The organism is Mucilaginibacter sp. 320_HR (assembly GCF_059691875.1).
Genome location: NZ_JCAWAI010000003.1, coordinates 218,000 through 236,137, shown reverse-complemented (window position 1 = coordinate 236,137; position 18,138 = coordinate 218,000). Strand labels below are relative to the sequence as shown.

General features: G+C 44.7%; 16 protein-coding genes. 11 read left to right on the top strand and 5 right to left on the bottom strand.

The window, feature by feature from the left end; all coding sequences use genetic code 11:
- Positions 1–32: 32 nt before the first annotated feature.
- Positions 33–974, top strand: coding sequence for a hypothetical protein (locus AC59GT_RS11630; RefSeq protein WP_497237785.1), 942 nt, complete (start codon positions 33–35; stop codon positions 972–974).
- Positions 975–1,071: 97 nt separating this feature from the next.
- On the opposite strand, the gene asnS is transcribed toward AC59GT_RS11630, so the two are convergent.
- The gene (asnS, locus tag AC59GT_RS11625) at positions 1,072–2,520 is read right to left on the bottom strand and encodes an asparagine--tRNA ligase (protein WP_497237784.1); all 1,449 of its coding nucleotides are present in this window, start codon (positions 2,518–2,520) and stop codon (positions 1,072–1,074) included.
- A gap of 261 nt (positions 2,521–2,781) precedes the next feature.
- On the opposite strand from asnS, the gene AC59GT_RS11620 reads away from it, so the two are divergent.
- The 4 genes from AC59GT_RS11620 to AC59GT_RS11605 all read left to right on the top strand — a co-directional run bounded on the left by AC59GT_RS11620 (position 2,782) and on the right by AC59GT_RS11605 (position 7,071).
- On the top strand, positions 2,782–3,639 hold the full coding sequence (locus AC59GT_RS11620) for a DMT family transporter (protein WP_497237783.1): 858 nt from the start codon (positions 2,782–2,784) through the stop codon (positions 3,637–3,639).
- A 77-nt stretch (positions 3,640–3,716) separates the two neighbouring features.
- Positions 3,717–5,633, top strand: a complete 1,917-nt coding sequence (gene dnaG / locus AC59GT_RS11615) for a DNA primase (RefSeq protein WP_497237782.1) — start codon at positions 3,717–3,719, stop codon at positions 5,631–5,633.
- Positions 5,633–6,001 (top strand): YraN family protein, encoded by a 369-nt coding sequence (locus AC59GT_RS11610; RefSeq protein WP_497237781.1) that lies wholly within the window; start codon positions 5,633–5,635, stop codon positions 5,999–6,001. The genes dnaG and AC59GT_RS11610 overlap by 1 nt, the downstream gene beginning before the upstream one ends.
- A 2-nt stretch (positions 6,002–6,003) precedes the next feature.
- Entirely contained in the window at positions 6,004–7,071 is a 1,068-nt protein-coding gene (locus AC59GT_RS11605) for a glutaminyl-peptide cyclotransferase (protein ID WP_497237780.1), read from the top strand.
- 12 nt (positions 7,072–7,083) lie between these two features.
- Here AC59GT_RS11605 and AC59GT_RS11600 read toward each other — a convergent pair whose 3' ends face one another.
- Complete coding sequence (locus AC59GT_RS11600; protein WP_497237779.1) at positions 7,084–7,953, bottom strand: CPBP family intramembrane glutamic endopeptidase; 870 nt, start codon at positions 7,951–7,953, stop codon at positions 7,084–7,086.
- 255 nt (positions 7,954–8,208) lie between these two features.
- On the opposite strand from AC59GT_RS11600, the gene AC59GT_RS11595 reads away from it, so the two are divergent.
- Positions 8,209–8,574: a DUF805 domain-containing protein gene (locus AC59GT_RS11595; RefSeq protein WP_497237778.1), complete on the top strand. Its 366-nt coding sequence runs from the start codon at positions 8,209–8,211 to the stop codon at positions 8,572–8,574.
- 600 nt (positions 8,575–9,174) lie between these two features.
- Here AC59GT_RS11595 and pgi read toward each other — a convergent pair.
- Entirely contained in the window at positions 9,175–10,821 is a 1,647-nt protein-coding gene (pgi, locus tag AC59GT_RS11590) for a glucose-6-phosphate isomerase (RefSeq protein WP_497237777.1), read from the bottom strand.
- 262 nt (positions 10,822–11,083) lie between these two features.
- Here pgi and AC59GT_RS11585 point away from each other — a divergent pair, with 262 nt between their 5' ends.
- The 3 genes from AC59GT_RS11585 (at position 11,084) to AC59GT_RS11575 (ending at position 13,948) form a co-directional block, all read left to right on the top strand.
- Positions 11,084–11,521, top strand: a complete 438-nt coding sequence (locus AC59GT_RS11585) for a hypothetical protein (RefSeq protein ID WP_497237776.1) — start codon at positions 11,084–11,086, stop codon at positions 11,519–11,521.
- Positions 11,522–11,610: 89 nt separating this feature from the next.
- A protein-coding gene (gene prfB, locus AC59GT_RS11580; RefSeq protein WP_497237775.1) for a peptide chain release factor 2 occupies positions 11,611–12,700 on the top strand; the annotation gives its coding sequence in 2 pieces (ribosomal slippage) (positions 11,611–11,670 and positions 11,672–12,700; 1,089 coding nt in all).
- A gap of 336 nt (positions 12,701–13,036) precedes the next feature.
- Positions 13,037–13,948: an alpha/beta hydrolase gene (locus AC59GT_RS11575; RefSeq protein ID WP_497237774.1), complete on the top strand. Its 912-nt coding sequence runs from the start codon at positions 13,037–13,039 to the stop codon at positions 13,946–13,948.
- 1 nt (position 13,949) lies between these two features.
- Here the strand turns inward: AC59GT_RS11575 and AC59GT_RS11570 are convergent, their stop codons facing one another.
- On the bottom strand, positions 13,950–14,819 hold the full coding sequence (locus tag AC59GT_RS11570; RefSeq protein ID WP_497237773.1) for a transglutaminase-like domain-containing protein: 870 nt from the start codon (positions 14,817–14,819) through the stop codon (positions 13,950–13,952).
- A 52-nt stretch (positions 14,820–14,871) separates the two neighbouring features.
- Between AC59GT_RS11570 and AC59GT_RS11565 the strand changes: the two genes are divergently transcribed.
- Positions 14,872–15,660, top strand: coding sequence for an O-methyltransferase (locus tag AC59GT_RS11565; protein ID WP_497237772.1), 789 nt, complete (start codon positions 14,872–14,874; stop codon positions 15,658–15,660).
- A 230-nt stretch (positions 15,661–15,890) separates the two neighbouring features.
- Here the strand turns inward: AC59GT_RS11565 and AC59GT_RS11560 are convergent, their stop codons facing one another.
- On the bottom strand, positions 15,891–17,027 hold the full coding sequence (locus AC59GT_RS11560; RefSeq protein ID WP_497237771.1) for a BamA/TamA family outer membrane protein: 1,137 nt from the start codon (positions 17,025–17,027) through the stop codon (positions 15,891–15,893).
- Positions 17,028–17,139: 112 nt separating this feature from the next.
- Here AC59GT_RS11560 and AC59GT_RS11555 point away from each other — a divergent pair, with 112 nt between their 5' ends.
- Positions 17,140–18,120 carry a deoxyhypusine synthase family protein gene (locus AC59GT_RS11555; protein WP_497237770.1) on the top strand — a complete coding sequence of 327 codons (981 nt, stop codon included), beginning with the start codon at positions 17,140–17,142 and terminating at the stop codon, positions 18,118–18,120.
- Positions 18,121–18,138: the final 18 nt, after the last annotated feature.

Sequence of the window (18,138 nt, the reverse complement as noted above, 5' to 3'; positions counted from 1 at the left end):
CAATCCCTCCTCAAAGAGGGATTAACACTTTCATGAACAAAAGTAAACTCCTCTTTTCTTTTTGCTTTATCCTTTTTGCCCTGAGCTTAAAAGCTCAACAGATTAAGCGCTATAACCCTGATACTATCCGCACCATTGTTATTGATACTGCGGTTGCTAATATCCGTTCGCATAGGTTAAATGCGCAGGACTTTATTGATGCGGTACTGGCCGATACCAGCTTTTACAAAGCCTTCCAGAATATGAAGCGATACAGCTTTGTTGCGGAAAACCGCATTTACACCTATGATAAGTACAACAAAGTTAACGGACGCATTTACCGCAAGATACAGCACAGTAACGAAGCCGGCCGTAATAAGATAACCTATTTGGCCAAACAGGATACAGGCAGCGTTTACAAGAAAAACGGTAAGTACCAATTGTATACTGTAGAAATGTTCGATTACATTTTCGGGAATGCTTACAGTTCTGATTTCGGCAGGACCGGCAGTTTGCCTGGCGATGCTAAAGGCAAGAATGCAGGCTACAAAGCCAAGTTAAAGCAGCTCATTTTTACTCCCGGGAGGAAGATTACAGGTATCCCGTTCCTCAGCAGCAAAACCGAGATCTTTGGTCCGGACCTTCGCGATTATTACCTGTACCAGTTTGCAAGAGGGACTTATCTGGACAGCATTCCGGTATATCGTTTCCGTGTAGTAAGAAAGCCCAGCACGGCTGATGGCGACACAATGATCAAGGAAATGACGACGATATTTGATGCACGCGATTTTCAGATACTTGGCCGGTATGTAGACATGAAGTATAGTAATATGCTGTTCGACTTTAATGTACAGATGAACATTGAACTGAACCGCTTTGGTGGAGAATTGCTGCCTACAAAAGTTACCTACCAGGGTAATTGGGACGTGCCACTGCACGCAGAGGAACGCGCCAGCTTTCTGATTGTGCAGAAAGGATATACTCAAGCGCCCTAACCCCCTAAAGGGGAACAAAAGTGTAAAAGGCGAACGGTAACTACCATTCGCCTTTTTATTTATGAAAACTTCCTTCCCCCTTCAGGGGGTTAGGGGGCTAAAACTCCGCATTCTTCGGGAATCGTGGGAAAGGTATCACATCGCGGATGTTGCCCATACCGGTAACAAATAGTACCAAACGTTCAAAGCCCAAACCAAACCCTGCATGCGGACAAGCGCCAAACCGGCGTGTGTCCAGGTACCACCAAAGTTCCTCTTTAGGTATTCCCATTTCGTCCATGCGTTTTTCCAAACGGTCCAGGCGTTCTTCACGCTGCGATCCGCCCACTATCTCACCAATTCCGGGGAACAATATATCCATAGCACGTACAGTCTCGCGGCCTTGTGCATCCGGCTCGTTTTGGCGCATATAAAATGCTTTAATTTCTTTCGGATAATCGGTAAGGATAACCGGCTTTTTGAAGTGCTTTTCTACCAGGTAACGCTCATGTTCCGATTGTAGATCGGTACCCCAACCCTCCACCGGGTACTGGAACTTCTTTTTCTTGTTAGGCGTCGATTCGCGCAATATCTCAATGGCCTCTGTATAGGTAAGGCGCTCAAAATCGTTGTCTAAGCAAAACTGCAGTTTATCAAGCAGGCTCAGTTCCGAGCGCTCGTTCTGCGGCTTTTGTTTCTCTTCATCAGCAAGGCGTTGGTTCAGGAACTCCAGGTCTTCGCGGTTCTTTTCCAGGGCAACCTTAATAACGTACTTCAGTAAACCTTCGGCAAGGTCCATGTTGTCGTGCAGGTCATAAAAAGCCATTTCCGGCTCTATCATCCAAAATTCTGCAAGGTGACGTGTAGTATTGGAGTTCTCCGCACGGAAGGTTGGTCCGAACGTATAAATGTCGCTTAGTGCCATAGCGCCAAGCTCGCCTTCCAGCTGTCCGGATACAGTAAGGTTGGTAGCACGGCCAAAAAAGTCCTGCTTGTAATCTATTTCGCCGGTATCAGTCTTTGGCGGATTAGCCAGGTCGAAGTTGGTTACATGGAATGTCTCACCTGCACCTTCAGCATCAGATGCTGTAATTACAGGCGTATGCAGGTATACAAATCCTTTTTCCTGGAAGAATTGGTGAACGGCAAAGGCCAGTGTGTTGCGAACACGGAATATTGCCCCAAAGGTGCTGGTGCGGAAACGCAGGTGAGCAATCTCGCGCAGGAACTCCAGGCTATGTTTTTTAGGCTGAAGGGGATACTTTTCAGGATCGCTGTCGCCCAGTATTTCTATTGTTTCGGCAGTAACTTCCACACTTTGGCCCTGGCCTAATGATGGTACCAGTTTGCCGGTTATAGCCACAGCTGCACCAACGGTAATGCGCTTAAGTACAGCCGGGTCTTCTTTCTCAAAATCAACAACAACTTGTAAGTTGCTATTGGTAGAGCCATCATTTAAAGCAATAAAACGATTGGAGCGGAATGCTCTTACCCATCCTTTTACGGTTACATCAATGCCGGTTTCCTGGCTTTGCAGCAGTGCTTTAATTTTTGTGCGTTGGCTCATATGATATATCTTTTGAGCGCCAAAAATACGATAATTTGTCTGAATAGGAATTTACAGAAGTTGTCTGAATCAGAATTCACAGTATTGGAGAATTTTCAGAATGTATAAAGTGATGAAGCTAATACTACGAACCGGTATTGTATTGATTTTTAAATTCTTTATTTGATTCAGGCAACTTACCTTATGATATAATCCATCCTGTAAATCCTCTAATCCTAAAAATCCTGATTCAGAAATGTAAGTTTGCTCCCGCAAATCGTTATGAACCCAAAGCTCAGCCTTGTAATTGGCATTCTGTGTATCTCTTTCTCGCCCATTTTTGTAAAGGTGGCTGGTGTGTCGCCTGTCGGGCTGGCATTTTACAGGGTCTTTTTTGCATGGATATGTCTGGTGCCTTATTGCATTATAAAAAACAAGCTTAAGATAGAACGGAAGCAACTAATAATAGCAGTACTTGCCGGTATAGTGTTCGCATCAGATATTGCAGTGTGGAATATTTCGTTGCTAAAGATCAGCGCAACCGTGTCTACTTTGCTGGCTAACCTGGCACCTGTTTGGGTGGGATTACTAAGTTTTCTCATCTTGCGTAAGCGCTCTGGTGTCATGTTCTGGTTGGGCACCTTTGTAGCAATCGCAGGTATGGTAGTACTGGTTGGTTACAATCACATCGTTCACCTGGAGTTTAACATTGGTATTGTGCTTGCCCTGCTGGCCAGCTTTTTTTATGCCACGTACATCATGATCACCAAGAATATCATGGGCGGCATAGATGTGTTTACCTTTATGTTTTACAGCATGCTGAGTTCAGGTATCACCCTGCTCATCATCAGCGCATTTTTAGGGAACGATCTGGTTCATTTCTCGCTTAAAGTATGGTTGTGCTTTGTGGGTATGGGAATCATTTGCCAGTTAATTGGCTGGCTCACCATAAATTACTCGTTAAGGTACCTCGAGTCCACCAAGGTGGCTATTGCTTTGTTGAGCCAAACCGTTTTTACCGGCTTACTGGCAGGTGGCTTGCTTAACGAGCATTTGTCGGTTACCGAGATTATCGGCAGCATCATTGTACTGATTGGGATAGGGGTGACGTTCATAAAGCAGCGGACGCTATCTGCGTAAACAGATACTTTCCAATATTTTCATATCTTTAAACGAAAGGTATCTCTTACTTTTGTATCCGCCCATTTTCTAATTGAATGATAACGAAGCCCACCATAGACCGCATAATGGAAGCCACAGATATTGTGGAGGTGATAGGCGAGTTTGTACAATTAAAAAAACGTGGTGCTAATTACGTAGGACTGTCGCCGTTCGCCAATGAACGGACGCCGTCATTTACGGTATCACCGGCTAAGGGTATCTTCAAAGATTTTTCATCGGGTAAGGGCGGCAGTGCTGTTACTTTTCTGATGGAGCTGGAAAAGTTCACCTATCCCGAAGCGCTGAAATGGCTGGCCAAGAAATACGGAATTGAAGTAGAAGAGACTGTAGAGAATAAGGAGGACCGCGAAGAAGATAACCGCCGCGAGAGCCTCATGATCGTGTCGGGCTATGCCGCTAAGTTCTTCCACGACAGCTTGCTGGAGACTGAAGAAGGGCAGAACATTGGTCTTAGTTACTTTAAAGAACGTGGCTTCACCAATGAGACCATCAGGAAATTTGAACTGGGTTACTCGCCGGATCAGTGGGAAGCGTTCAGCGCTCAGGCTGTTAAAGAAGGTTACCAGGAAGAGTTTCTGGTAGAAAGCGGGTTATCTGTAAAGCGCGACAACGGATCGTTATATGATCGGTACCGTGGTCGTGTGATGTTCCCGATACATAGCTTTACAGGACGCGTTATTGCGTTTGGTGGCCGTACACTCAAGACAGACAAGAACGTACCTAAATACGTTAACTCGCCAGAGTCGGAAATTTACCACAAATCAAATATACTATATGGGCTGTACTTTGCAAAGAAGGCCATTAGAGAGCAGGATAACTGTTACCTGGTAGAAGGATATGCTGACGTGCTATCAGTACACCAGGCTGGTATAGAAAACGTGGTAGCCTCGTCCGGTACCTCGCTTACCGTTGAACAGGTAAAGCTGATCAGCAGGTTTACCAAGAACATCACGATCCTTTATGACGGTGATGCGGCCGGTATCAAGGCTTCCCTGCGTGGTCTGGACCTAATTTTGGAAGAAGGCCTCAACGTAAAAGTGGTATTGTTTCCTGACGGGCACGATCCCGATTCTTATGTGCGGAAGATGGGTACGGCGGCTTTTAAAAAGCACATCGACGAAAAGAAAAAAGACTTCATACTCTTCAAAACCGATATCCTGCTTAAGGAAGCCGGTAATGACCCTATAAAAAAAGCTGACATCATCCGTGATGTGGTAGAAAGCATCGCCAAAATACCTGATTCTATCAAAGCATCTGTATTCATAAAGGAATGCAGCCATATCATGCAGATAGATGAGCGTGCGCTGCTGTCTGAACTGAACAAGATGCGGCTGGCGAAGGCAAAAAAGGGTGAGCAGCAACAGCAGCCGCGCCCTGTGCCGGACGAGCCCCAGTTTTTTGACGAACCGCAGGAAAAGAAGATAAAGGAAAGCGACACGCAGGAAAAAGAAATTGTTCGCCTGTTGCTGTTGTACGGTAACCGGATGATAGACTGGGATGGCATTGCAAATACCTATATAGGGCCGTTTATGATAGCGGAGCTAAGCGATGTAGAGTTTGACCAGCCTGCCTGCAAGCAGTTGTTAGAATTATATCGTCAAGAAATCGATAACGGAGTAATACCAAATGAACAGCATTTTATTCATCATAAAGATAAATCTATAGTGGATTTAGTTGTTACTGCGATCGCAACAAAGTACACCCTCAGCGAAAATTGGTATGGCATGCATAAGATTTTAGTTACCGATGAAACTGCCAACATGAAAGCAACTATCTTGGGTGCTATTTTCCACATAAAAAAAAATAAGGTCGAGACTATGATCGATGAGCTCACGAAGAAGCTTCTTAATGAAATAGATCCCGATAACCAAATAATTATAATGCAGCAACAGATGCAGTTAAAAAGGATTCACAAGGCAATTGCTGATTACCTTGGGACTGTCATACCATAATGGCTACCCACAACGACCTTGGCCGCAGGGGAGAAGCCCTTGCCAAAGCACACCTTGAAGCTTCCGGTTATGAGATAATGGATGAGAACTGGACCTTTGGCAAAGCCGAAGTCGATTTGATAGCTTACAAAGACCGTAACATTATTTTTATTGAAGTAAAAGCCCGCAGTGGCACGGGCTTTGGCCAACCGGAAGATTTTGTAGATGCACGCAAGCAGCGACTGCTTGTAGAAGCTGCCGACGAGTACATTTACCTCATGAACCACCAGGGCGAAGTGCGGTTTGATATAATATCCGTACTTTTCGATCGTAATAACAACTATAAACTCAAACACATTGAAGATGCCTTTTGGCCATCTGCTATATGAACATGAATAAGCGACTACTCTATTTACTGGCCATAGCCCTGTTTGCTGCTGGCTGCAATGGCTGCAAAAGCAACAAAAGCGAAGAAGGCCAGGATATAACCATTACCCCCGAAGCCGGAACTACTTACAAGGCAGGAGATGCGGTAAACATCAGCGTTAAATATCCTGCTGAGGTAAAACCCGATTCTGTTGTATACTTGATGGACGATAAGCGCATTGGGGGCGTTAAGGATTCATCTGCAGTGCAGCTTAAAACAGATACCCTGGTGCTGGGCGCGCGCGTAATTACCGCCAAAGTTTACCGGGCAGGCAAAAGCCAGGATGTAACAACCAATATTGTATTGCTTGCGGCAAAAGCACCCGAAGAGCTGGCCTTTACAGTAGAAAAGGTCTTCCCGCATGATACATCATCTTACACCGAAGGTTTGATTTACCAGGATGGTGTACTTTATGAAAGTGATGGTGGCCGTGTGGCTGAGGGCAGCGGGCAGTCCAGCTTGAGGAAGGTTGACCTTGCAACCGGAAAAGTATTAAAGAAAGTGGATATCGACCCTACCATCTTTGCGGAAGGGATTGCTATTGTAGGGGATAAGATCATCCAGCTTACGTATACCGAACGAAAAGGGTTTGTTTACAACAAGAACACTTTTGCGCTGGAGAACACCTTTACCAACAACGTGGGCATAGAAGGATGGGGCTTGTGCTTTGATGGGCAAAAGCTGTATATGGATGATAAAACCAACCGTATATTCTTTTTAGATAAAGATAATTATCACCAGACAGGATTTATTGACGTTTACGACGACAAAGGCCCGGTAAACCAGGTGAACGAGCTGGAATATATAGACGGCAAGCTATACGCTAATGTATACGAAACAGACGAGATTGTTGTAATAGACCCCAAAACCGGGGCAGTTTTACAGCGTGCAGGTATGGTAAGCCTTTATCCCAGCCGTAACCCGGGCGCCGACTATTTTAACGGTATAGCCTACGATAAAGGTACAGGGCGTATTTTTGTAACAGGAAAAAAGTGGGACAAGCTGTTCCAGGTGAAATTTACTAAGAAATAGCCCCGGGGCAGATTATAAGTCCAGTCCCGGGCGGTCTTCCATCGGGATCTCTATTTCTTTAGGAGCAGGTTTATAAGGATTGATCCACCATTTAGGGTCATAGATGACTACGGCTATTGCCATGAGCAGGTATATCGCGCTGGCTGCTGTCCATGCGTTTAGTATTTCGTGCTCCTGTCCTGTTCCTAGCCTGCCTTCAAAAAAAGCTTCGGGAAAGTTAACTGCTGCGTGTGCAACGGCTAAAACAAACACGTTACCATTTACATGATGCCAAAAACGTGTCAAAATTATTGATAGTGCCAGGCACGCTATCAGGAAAGGAATAGCAACGCGGTACCCTAATAATAATACAGGTAAATGCCATGCTGCCCAAATAGCAAAAACAATTAACGTTGCTTTCGCGGGTGTGCTGTCCTTAATTAAACGGGGTAGCAGCCATCCGCGCCAGCCAAGTTCTTCCCCAATGCCTATCAAAAGTAATGCGCCTAACAGGTGAAATATCAAAAGTAACGGGCTGCTGGCGGTTATCAGTCCTATAAGACCTGAGAAGCTGGAACCTGCAATAATAAACGAAACCATTGTTACAACAAAGCCGCCGGATAGGAGCGCCAGCCACCAGATAATGTGCTCAGTATCGGGTAATGCTTTCTTTAGCAAAGCCCTAAGCTCACCGGTTTCATTATCAGCGCTGGTTACAACTATAGCTGCAAGTGCAGGTGCGAATACTACGAATATTTTGGAAAGGTAATTTAACCCGATTTCTGATCCTTCCAGTGCTTTGTTCAGTACATAAACCTTCAGCGGCAACCCAACAAGGTAGCTTATAGCAAAGGTGAGCACAACAAATGCGGCTACAGGATACTTATTTATAGCAGACTTCACTTAGGGAATTTACGGCGTAAAGGTATTAATAGTTTGCCATTGTTTGAGTTGTTGTTCGGGTAACTTTGTTGTGGTTGTTACGGTATTCAGTTGGGGATAAACCCGTTATCTTCTTAGGTTGTTACGGAACGCTTTGGTATATTGTAGCCAACATTGTACTTCACTTCTTTATAGGTTCCGACGTGGTGCTGATGCATTAACGTTCGTTTGCAGAATAATAAGGTATTTGTATATTTATACAACCTAAATAAAGCCATGTTCACAGACCCATTTTCTTTCGACGGCCGTATACGACGGCAGGAGTACGGTTACTCGGTCCTTATTACCATTGGTTGTGCTGTTTTCCTTTGCACCCAAATTGCACACCAGCAAAGCGGCACCTATGCGCTTGGATTTATCCCGCTGTTCTGGTTCAGGTATGCCCAGGGCGCAAAGCGCTGCCACGATCTGGGCAACAGCGGCTTTTTTCAGCTGATACCCCTTTATAGTTTTTGGTTGTTATTGGCAGACGGACAATATCATTCTAATGAGTATGGCCCTAGTCCAAAAGAGCAGGAGCGTGCCTACTATCCAACAGCAAATTACGGGCAAAAGGATTTGGAGAAAGAAAAACAGGGGTAGTCTTTGATTTAGTGCTACTTAGGTATGGCAGTTGTTTATCGACACGCTTGTGGATGTTACTTTTCTTTGTCTTGATACAAAGAAAAGTAACCAAAAGAAAAATCAAGTCAGAGCAAATGCTACCCTACGCGCCCTGCCGGTTCTTACGCTTTTTTGGATGACGGCCTTTGGCCGCATCATACAAAAGCTAAACCGCCATTCCCGCCTGCACTGGCCCGCTTGCTCTGACTTTGCCCACGCTTAATTCTTTTCAAATATAATGGCGACGGACATAACGACTCCAAGCAATGCGGCCTTAGAACAGGCGGCCAGCACAGACACTGAAGGAAGACTAACTTAAACAGCCTGTTATACAGCCGCGAGTTTTTTCTTTGTTACTTTCTTTTTTGCGGAAAAAAAGAAAGTAAGAGCACAGGCTATGCTATGCCCCAATCACATGCGTTCATAACCAACACGAGCAATGCCGCAGGAAATCTACTCCCGGATGCTGATTAGACGAGAGTCACTACTTTGTACGCATAAACATAAAAGAATCATATAAACGAAAAAGCTCTAACAACTTCTAGGTTATTAGAGCTTTTTGTCAGTATATGAGCCAGATTACCTCCAGGCTTTATACTGATTGATCAATCCATTAGTGCTGGAATCATGCGAGCTGATCTCTTCACCACCTTTAAGCTCAGGCAGTATCTTACCCGCCAATTGTTTACCCAGTTCAACGCCCCATTGGTCAAAGCTGTAGATGTTCCAGATTATACCCTGTACAAATATCTTGTGCTCGTACATGGCTATCAACGATCCCAAAGAGCGCGGAGTAATCTTTTTAACCAGTATAGAGTTAGTTGGGCGATTGCCTTCAAACACCTTAAATGGCGCTATCTTAGCTATCTCCTCGTCGCTCTTACCGGCTTTCTTTAGCTCGTCAATCACCACTTCCTCTGTTTTGCCGTTCATCAGTGCCTCGGTTTGAGCAAAAAAGTTAGAGAGTAACATGTTATGATGTTCGCCAAGCGGGTTGTGGCTTTGTGCTGGCGCTATAAAGTCGCATGGGATCAGTTTTGTGCCCTGGTGTATCAGCTGGTAAAAGGCGTGCTGCCCATTGGTCCCCGGCTCTCCCCAGATAATAGGGCCGGTAGAGTAGTCCACCGGTTTGCCGGCACGGCTTACATACTTGCCGTTGCTTTCCATGTCGCCCTGCTGAAAGTATGCTGCAAAGCGGTGCATGTACTGGTCGTAAGGTAGTATAGCCTCAGTTTCCGAATCAAAGAAGTTGTTATACCAAATGCCTACCAATGCAAGTATTGCAGGCAGGTTTTCCTCAAACTCTGTGCTTTTAAAGTGATTATCCATGGCGTGTGCCCCGGCAAGCAACTCCGTAAAGTTTTCAAAGCCTATGCTAAGCGCGATAGACAGGCCAATGGCGCTCCACAAAGAATACCTTCCGCCTACCCAATCCCAAAACTCGAACATGTTTTTTGTATCGATACCAAACTTGGCCACGCCTTCGGCATTGGTAGAGAGGGCTGCAAAGTGTTTGGCTACGTCCTCGTCTTTAGCACCGGCGGCTACGAACCAGTCGCGCGCGCTGTGCGCGTTACCCATAGTTTCCTGCGTGGTAAAGGTTTTTGAAGCAATAAGGAACAGCGTGGTCTCCGGGTTAACACTTTTAAGTGTCTCTACTATATGTGTACCATCCACGTTTGACACAAAGTGCATGTTCAGGTGGTTCTTGTAAGCTTTTAGTGCTTCCGTGACCATTACCGGCCCCAAGTCGCTTCCGCCAATGCCAATGTTTACTACGTCAGTTATGGGCTTGCCGGTGTAACCTTTCCATTCGCCCGAGATGATCGCTTCGCTAAAAGTCTTCATTTGGTCAAGCACACGGTTCACATCTGGCATTACGTCCTTACCGTCAACCAGTACGGGTGTATTGCTGCGGTTGCGCAGGGCCACATGCAGTACGGGGCGGCCTTCGGTAATGTTTATTTTCTGACCAGAAAACATGGCATCAATTGCATCTTTTACACCACACTCGCGGGCTAGCTGTATAAGCAATGCCAGGGTTTCCTCGTCTATGCGGTTTTTAGAGTAATCCAGCAGGATGTCGTCAAACTGCAGCGAAAACTTTTTAAAGCGTTCAGCATCAGCGTCAAATAAATCTTTAAGGTGTTTTGGCGCAATATCTACATAGTGGTCGGCCAGGTATTTATAAGATTGGGTAGTGGTAAAATCAACGTTAGGCAGCATAGTTGTTATGTTTTTAGTAAAAGTAAGAAGTTAATTTACCCGAGTAAATTAAAATTGAAATTATGGCTTTTAGGTGTTGCAGAGTGTGTTTTTTACACCTGTAACATAGTGTAAATCATACACCTGATAATTGTCATTTTTTCAACATAGTTCGCTAATTATTTTACTTTTCAAAAAATAATTTTGTTATATTTGTTTTGTTGATAAACAAGTCCCCTGTTCGTCATCAATCTCTCAATCTACTTATAAAACTTTAATTGTTATGTTCAGCAAACTGTATACCCTTGTTAAAAATAACGCCGGAGAGGCTGTTATTAACAACCCTGCTGTGGATGCAAAATACCATGAAGCGGTGATGAATGATGCCTCAAGTACTATTATTGAAGTGCTTAAAGGCCAGATGGAAAATGGTAAGCTTAAAGAGCTGGTAAAATACTTCCAGTTCACGGGTATTTACAACAGCCCGCTTATTAGCAGCGCCGTTAACAAGTTTGCCAATAAGCTTGATAAATTTTACCAGATTTCTCCTGCGCAGGCAATGGAGATATCCAAAGCGCTTGTACCGCCGGTAATGCAGGAGATGATAAAACAATCTAAAAGCGAGCAGAACAAGGATTTTGCTTTAAGATCTATACTGACCAAACTGGGCGGCGACGTAGCAGACATGAGCATGCTGCTGGCCCAGCTTAAGATAGCATAAAACAAAAACTAAATACTGAAGGCCTGCGTTGCATTTGCAAAGCAGGCCTTTTTTGTGGAGCGCTTTTTCCAATTTTATATATTTGCGGCATGACTAAAGAGAACGTTCAGGATTTAAGGGACAGAGTAACGTCCCTGAGGAGGCATCTTTGACATCGATAATAAACTCGATGCAATGCAAAAAGAACAGGAGATAACCATAGGTCCAAACTTTTGGGATCATCCGAAAGAAGCCGAAAAGGTGCTGGCTTCCATAAAAGTTAAAAAAGTATGGACCGACGCCTTCCAGAAGGTAGAGTCGGTTGTTGAAGATACAGGCGTGCTTTTCGAATTCTTCCAGGCGGGCGACGCTACCGAGAAGGAAATGCAGGAGCAGTTTAACCAGGCTGTTACCGCTGTTGAGGAGCTGGAGTTTAAGAACATGCTGAGCGCCGAGGAAGACCAGCTGAATGCCGTATTGCAGATAACTGCCGGCGCAGGCGGTACCGAAAGCTGCGACTGGGCAGGTATGCTTATGCGCATGTACATTATGTGGGGCGAAAAGAACGGCTATAAGGTTACCGAGCAGGATTACCAGCCGGGCGATGTTGCCGGTGTAAAAACCGTAACCCTGCAGCTGGAAGGCGATTTTGCGTACGGCTACCTGAAAGGGGAAAATGGTGTACACCGCCTGGTAAGGGTTTCGCCGTTTGATGCAAATGCCAAGAGGCACACCTCTTTTGCATCGGTTTATGTATACCCGTTGGTAGACGATACAATAGAGATAGACATAAACCCTGCTGATATAGAGTTTGAAACCTTCCGCTCTGGTGGTGCCGGCGGGCAGAACGTGAACAAGGTAGAAACCGCCGTAAGGTTATACCACAAACCGTCGGGCATTATCATTAAAAACCAGGAGTCGCGCTCGCAATTGCAGAACAAAGATAATGCTATCCGCTTGCTTAAATCGCAGTTGTATGAAATTGAGATGCGCAAGCGCATGGAGCTGACCAACGCTATTGAGGGCAACAAGAAGAAGATAGAGTGGGGTTCGCAGATTCGCAACTATGTGCTGCATCCTTACAAGCTGGTGAAAGATTTGCGTACCGATCATGAAACCTCCAACGCGTCCGCCGTGCTGGACGGCGACCTCAACGAATTTCTGAAGGCTTACCTGATGGAGTTTGGTGGTGATAAATAACCAACCGATAATGCTTTAAGGCTGCTTGTAAGGGCAGCCTTTTTTATTGGTGAAAAGTGCTGGAATTTAACCTGTATTTTATACTATTCACTGCAAATAAAATTGAAAATAGCCTTGTAAAAAGCTGCGGTTTTTGAAGATTGCTGAATAGATTTTTGGCGTAAAACTGTGCCGGCGTAGTTAATTTTGCGGTTTTTACCGGAAAGATGATGTTGCGTTCAACAGGTGTTCAAATGCATCGGGCACAAAAAAAGCTGAACACTTTGGTGTTTTTGGTGGTGTTTAATCAGTGTCTATTTTATACATTAGCTTTTATAACCAGCTATACCAATCTTCATGAAAAGTGTTAAACTTATACTGCTTGCCATGCTATTTTCATCAGCCGTTTTAGGGCAGGAAAAGGCCATTCCGTTGTACCCTAATGGTGTGCCCAACTCTAAACCAACGCCGGCAACCTATAAAGAAACCATTAATGAGACCTCGTGGATAGCTAAGGTAAGCGTACCTACATTAACGCCCTATATTCCGGCTAAAGGTACTGCTAATGGTACTGCTGTTATTGTGTTTCCGGGTGGTGGGTATGCCGGCCTTGCATCAGCACATGAAGGCGTGGCAATAGCACAGGAGTTCAACAAAATAGGCGTAACAGCCTTTGTGCTGAAGTACAGGCTACCAAGCGATAGCATTATGAAAGACAAAGCCATAGGGCCACTGCAAGATGCGCAGCGAGCCATTCAAATGGTTCGGCAGGATGCCGCCAAATGGGGGGTAAGTGCCAATCGCATAGGCATAATAGGCTTTTCAGCGGGAGGTCACCTGGCATCAATCGCGGGTACACATTTCGATAACGTAGTAATAGACAATAAGAACAACATCAGTGTCCGCCCGGACTTTATGATGCTGATATATCCCGTTATTACCTTCGGAGAGAAGACACACGCAGGCTCTAAAGAAAACTTAATAGGTAAATCACCATCGCAGGACATGGCAGACCTGTACTCTAACGAGAAGCAGGTTACCTCAAACACACCGCCCACCTTCATCGTCCATGCAGAAGATGACGATGTGGTGCCTGTAGAAAACGCGCTAATGATGTACGAAGCGCTGGTGAAAAAAAAGGTAAAAGCAGAGTTGCACATAGTGCCGTCTGGTGGTCACGGTTTCGGTTTAAAAAACCCACGCAGCACAACCAACTGGTTTGATTGGGCTAGAATATGGATGAATGATAACGGTTGGTTGAAACAATAATTTAGGGAGTAAGCGGATCAAGTATATTAAGTAACTCCTGTAACTCATCTACCTTTTCCGATGCCCCGGCATGCTCGTATGCGCTTATTAGGTTGCGAATAACACGTTTAATGATATCAGTGTTAGAGCATGGCTCGTAAAACTGCCTATCAAATATCAGATTAAGCTGCTTCAGGAACATATCTACATCCCTGCGGCCAAATATAAAGCCCTTGTTGAACGCATTAATGTAGAACAATATACCGCCCTCAAAGTCGGATTCGCGGCTTTCATCCATATAGGCTAGTATAAAGTGCTGAGGCAGGTTAACGCCATATACAGGTATATCCAGCTTTTGAGCGATTATGGAATAAATGATAGCCAATGAGATCTGGTTACCCTTTTTACTTTCTAGTACCTGGTTAATGTAGCTATTCTGAGGATCGCGGTGATTGCTGGTGTTGCCGCTAAAGCCATGTATGCTATAAAAAACATGGTTCATCAGCTTTATCTGCTCCACCGGGCTGCCTTCATTGTTCATTTGCAGCCATATATCACGCTTTATGGCTTCAATCTGGTTTATAACCTTTTGCTCATCAAGATCGGGGTATTGGTAGCGGTTAACAATAAGTATACCCTGCAGCAGGTCGAACGCGCCACCCTGGTACCACAATTGTAAGTCGTTTTTTACGGTGCCGAATTGTATTTCGTGCACCAGGTTTGCTATGCGTTCTTGTTGTATAGGGTCAAAGGCTTGTTCCCATGCGCTCTCCAGGTACTCTATAGCTTCTGCGCCATAGGAAAGCAGCTTTTGGTGCACATGGCCAAAAATTTCCGCATCCGGATCGTCCAGTAAACGTATGAGGGAATTTACTTCTGTTGGATTGATCATATCTCTATCTGCTAAAATAATAAAGTTTGTATACTTTTACAGCATTATACTGATGTCTAAACTAACGTTCACCAAGGATTTTCTGTTGCACAGGCTAACGTCAAAAAACCGTCATGGTTTGCACTCGCCATTCGTTTACAAACTGGTAGATGGAGTGATCTACGATTTAAAGCCCAAAGCTGCTTACGATAAAATAGAACAGGAACGCGATCAATTGTTGGTCGATGATCGCTATATCAACGTTACTGACCTTGGTGCAGGTTCGCGCGTTAACAAGAGCAATCGCAAAAAAATTAGTGATATAACCATTAACGCGCTTAAACCGCCAAAACTTGCACAATTGCTTTACCGCATAGCAGCATTTGTAAAGCCGCGCAATATTGTAGAACTGGGCACTTGCCTTGGCATAACATCGCTTTATCTGCACGAGGCTGCTCCGGAAGCGAAAGTATACACGCTTGAAGGTTGCCCGCAAACCGCTGGTGTAGCTAAAGAGGTTTTTGAACGAGCCGGCGTGAACGACATAGAGCTGGTGACAGGCAACTTTGACGATACACTTGATAGCGTTTTAAGCAGACAAGAACAGCTCGATTTGGTATACATAGACGGTAACCACACTAAAGCGGCCACTTTAAACTACTTTAACCAATGCTTACCCCGCGTACATGAAAATACGCTGTTGATATTTGACGATATTTACTGGAGCGAAGGGATGAAAGAAGCTTGGGCCGAGATAAAGTCGCATCCTCAAGTAATGATCACTGTTGATCTTTTTTGGATAGGACTGGTATTCTTTAAAAAGGACCGCGCCCAAAAAGAGCATTTCAAGATTAGGTTTTAAGGCGTTTGCGTATCATTAAGTGTCTCGCTTGGCGAGCGGGACAGCTGGGACACTTTGGGATACATCATTGTTGACTATCAGCTATTTACGATGTTTCATTTTCGAAAGCGGGACAGTTGTAAAACTTTACCTGGACTTAGTTAAGTGTCTTAAATTTAATATTATAACGACAAAAACAACCTTTTTCTAATCAGTCGTTGGGACACCCAAAACGTGGCAATGTGGGACACCTAAAACGCTTCTCCTAAACCAACATAAAAGCCGCTTTGCCTGCTCTCACCGGCGCGTTTTTCTCCGATCCCGTAATCAACGCGGATGCTCAGCCCTTTTTCGGTGTCAAAGAAGTATCGCAACCCTCCACCGTAATTGGGTTTAAATTCGTCAAAACTGAAGGTCTTGTTAAAAACCTGACCGGTGCCTGCAAAACCTACTACCCCAATTCGGTCGCTTAAACGATACCGAAGTTCAGTCTGTGCAGCCAGCAGGTTACGATCGCGGAAACGGCCGTTATAGTAGCCCCGCATCATTTCGTCACTTCCCAAAGCGGGCAATAAGTAAAAAGGAGATTGCGCGCCGGTCATACTTTGTTCCTGCACATCAAAGCCAAGTACAACCCTTTTGCTTAGCCTAAAAAATTGGGCGTACTCAAAATTGAATAACCCGCCGTTATAGCTGCTGTTATTGCCCGTACCTTTTCTAAAATCAAAGTAGCTGGTTATTATAGCTCCTTTGGTGGTGTAAGTATTGTTATTCCGTCCGTCATAAACAAAGCTTGGCCCCAGGTAAAGCGTTGTACCCCCGTGCCGCCCTTTAATATTGGGGTCGGTCTCAAAAATTCCGGCATTATCAACATCCTTAAAGCGGTAATCTAAAGCTCCGCCTACAATCCCTATGTAAACGTTTGTTCCTATGCTTTTTTCAGCAGTAAAAGCAAAGCGGAAGCGTTTCTGACCTAACCTGTCAGCATTGGCTTTTATCGTGTTATTGCCGATTCCATAAAAATCAAAAGGAAAGTTAATGTAACCCACGGCGGCAGTAATATGGTATTTGTTGCCGGGCAGCCAATAGTTGGTGCTTAGGTTTATGCGGCTTTGTCCCTTGCTGGTAAGTGTACCATAGGCAAAGATGTTAGATACGCGGGTGAATGCGTTAACAGTATCGGTATAAAAAGAATACAGCGCAGAACCGCCAAGTTCAAGGCCTGTTTCCGGTGCCGAACTGATGACCGGCAGTAATACAAAACTGGGCTTTTTTGTACTGTCCTTCTCGAAGTACATACGGTAAATAACTTTTTTAATACTCTTTATCTGAGAAAAGGCAGGTATAACGCCCAGGGCAAGAAGTATTGTAACGGCAAATTTTTTCATACGATAAGGCGGCTAAGATAGCTTGAAAACCGCCGTGACGTTCAAATTGGAATTTAAAAATATTGGTGTGCTCAAAATGCCTACTTTTGCAAAATAATTAAGAATTAAGAAGATGAGTACAGAAAGAGGCCCTATATCTCAGTTTATAGAGAAAAATTACCTGCACTTTAATGCTGCTGCTTTAATGGATGCGGCCAAAGGATACGAGACCCACCTGCTGGAAGGCGGTAAAATGCTGCTTAGCCTGGCCGGTGCTATGAGTACTGCCGAGTTGGGCATCTCGCTTGCCGAGATGATCCGTCAGGGTAAGATAGATATTATATCATGCACAGGTGCTAACCTCGAAGAAGACATCATGAACCTGGTTGCCCACTCGCACTACAAGCGTGTGCCAAACTATCGCGACCTGAGCCCACAGGACGAGTGGGATCTTTTAGAGAACCACTACAATCGTGTTACCGATACTTGTATACCGGAAGAAGAAGCTTTTCGCCGTTTGCAAAAACATATTCATAAGATATGGAAGGATGCTGATGACGCGGGTGAGCGCTACTTTCCGCATGAGTTTATGTATAAGATATTGCTTAGCGGAGAGCTGGAGCAATATTACGAGATAGATCCTAAGAACTCATGGATGCTGGCAGCTGCCGAGCGCAACCTGCCAATAGTTGTACCCGGATGGGAAGACTCTACTATGGGAAATATATTTGCATCGTACGTTATAAAAGGCCAGATGAAAGCCAGCACCATGAAGAGCGGTATAGAGTACATGGCATGGCTTGCTGATTGGTACGTTAAAAATTCGGACGGTAAAGGACTTGGTTTTTTCCAGATAGGCGGCGGTATTGCCGGAGATTTCCCAATTTGCGTTGTACCTATGCTTTACCAGGATATGGAGATGGAGAACATTCCGTTTTGGAGTTACTTCTGCCAAATTTCAGATTCTACTACCTCATACGGCTCATACTCAGGCGCAGTACCAAACGAAAAGATTACCTGGGGCAAACTCGACATCAATACGCCCAAATTTATCGTAGAGAGCGATGCGACAATTGTTGCACCACTCATTTTTGCGTGGATATTAAAACAATAACCATTTTTTTGAAAAAAT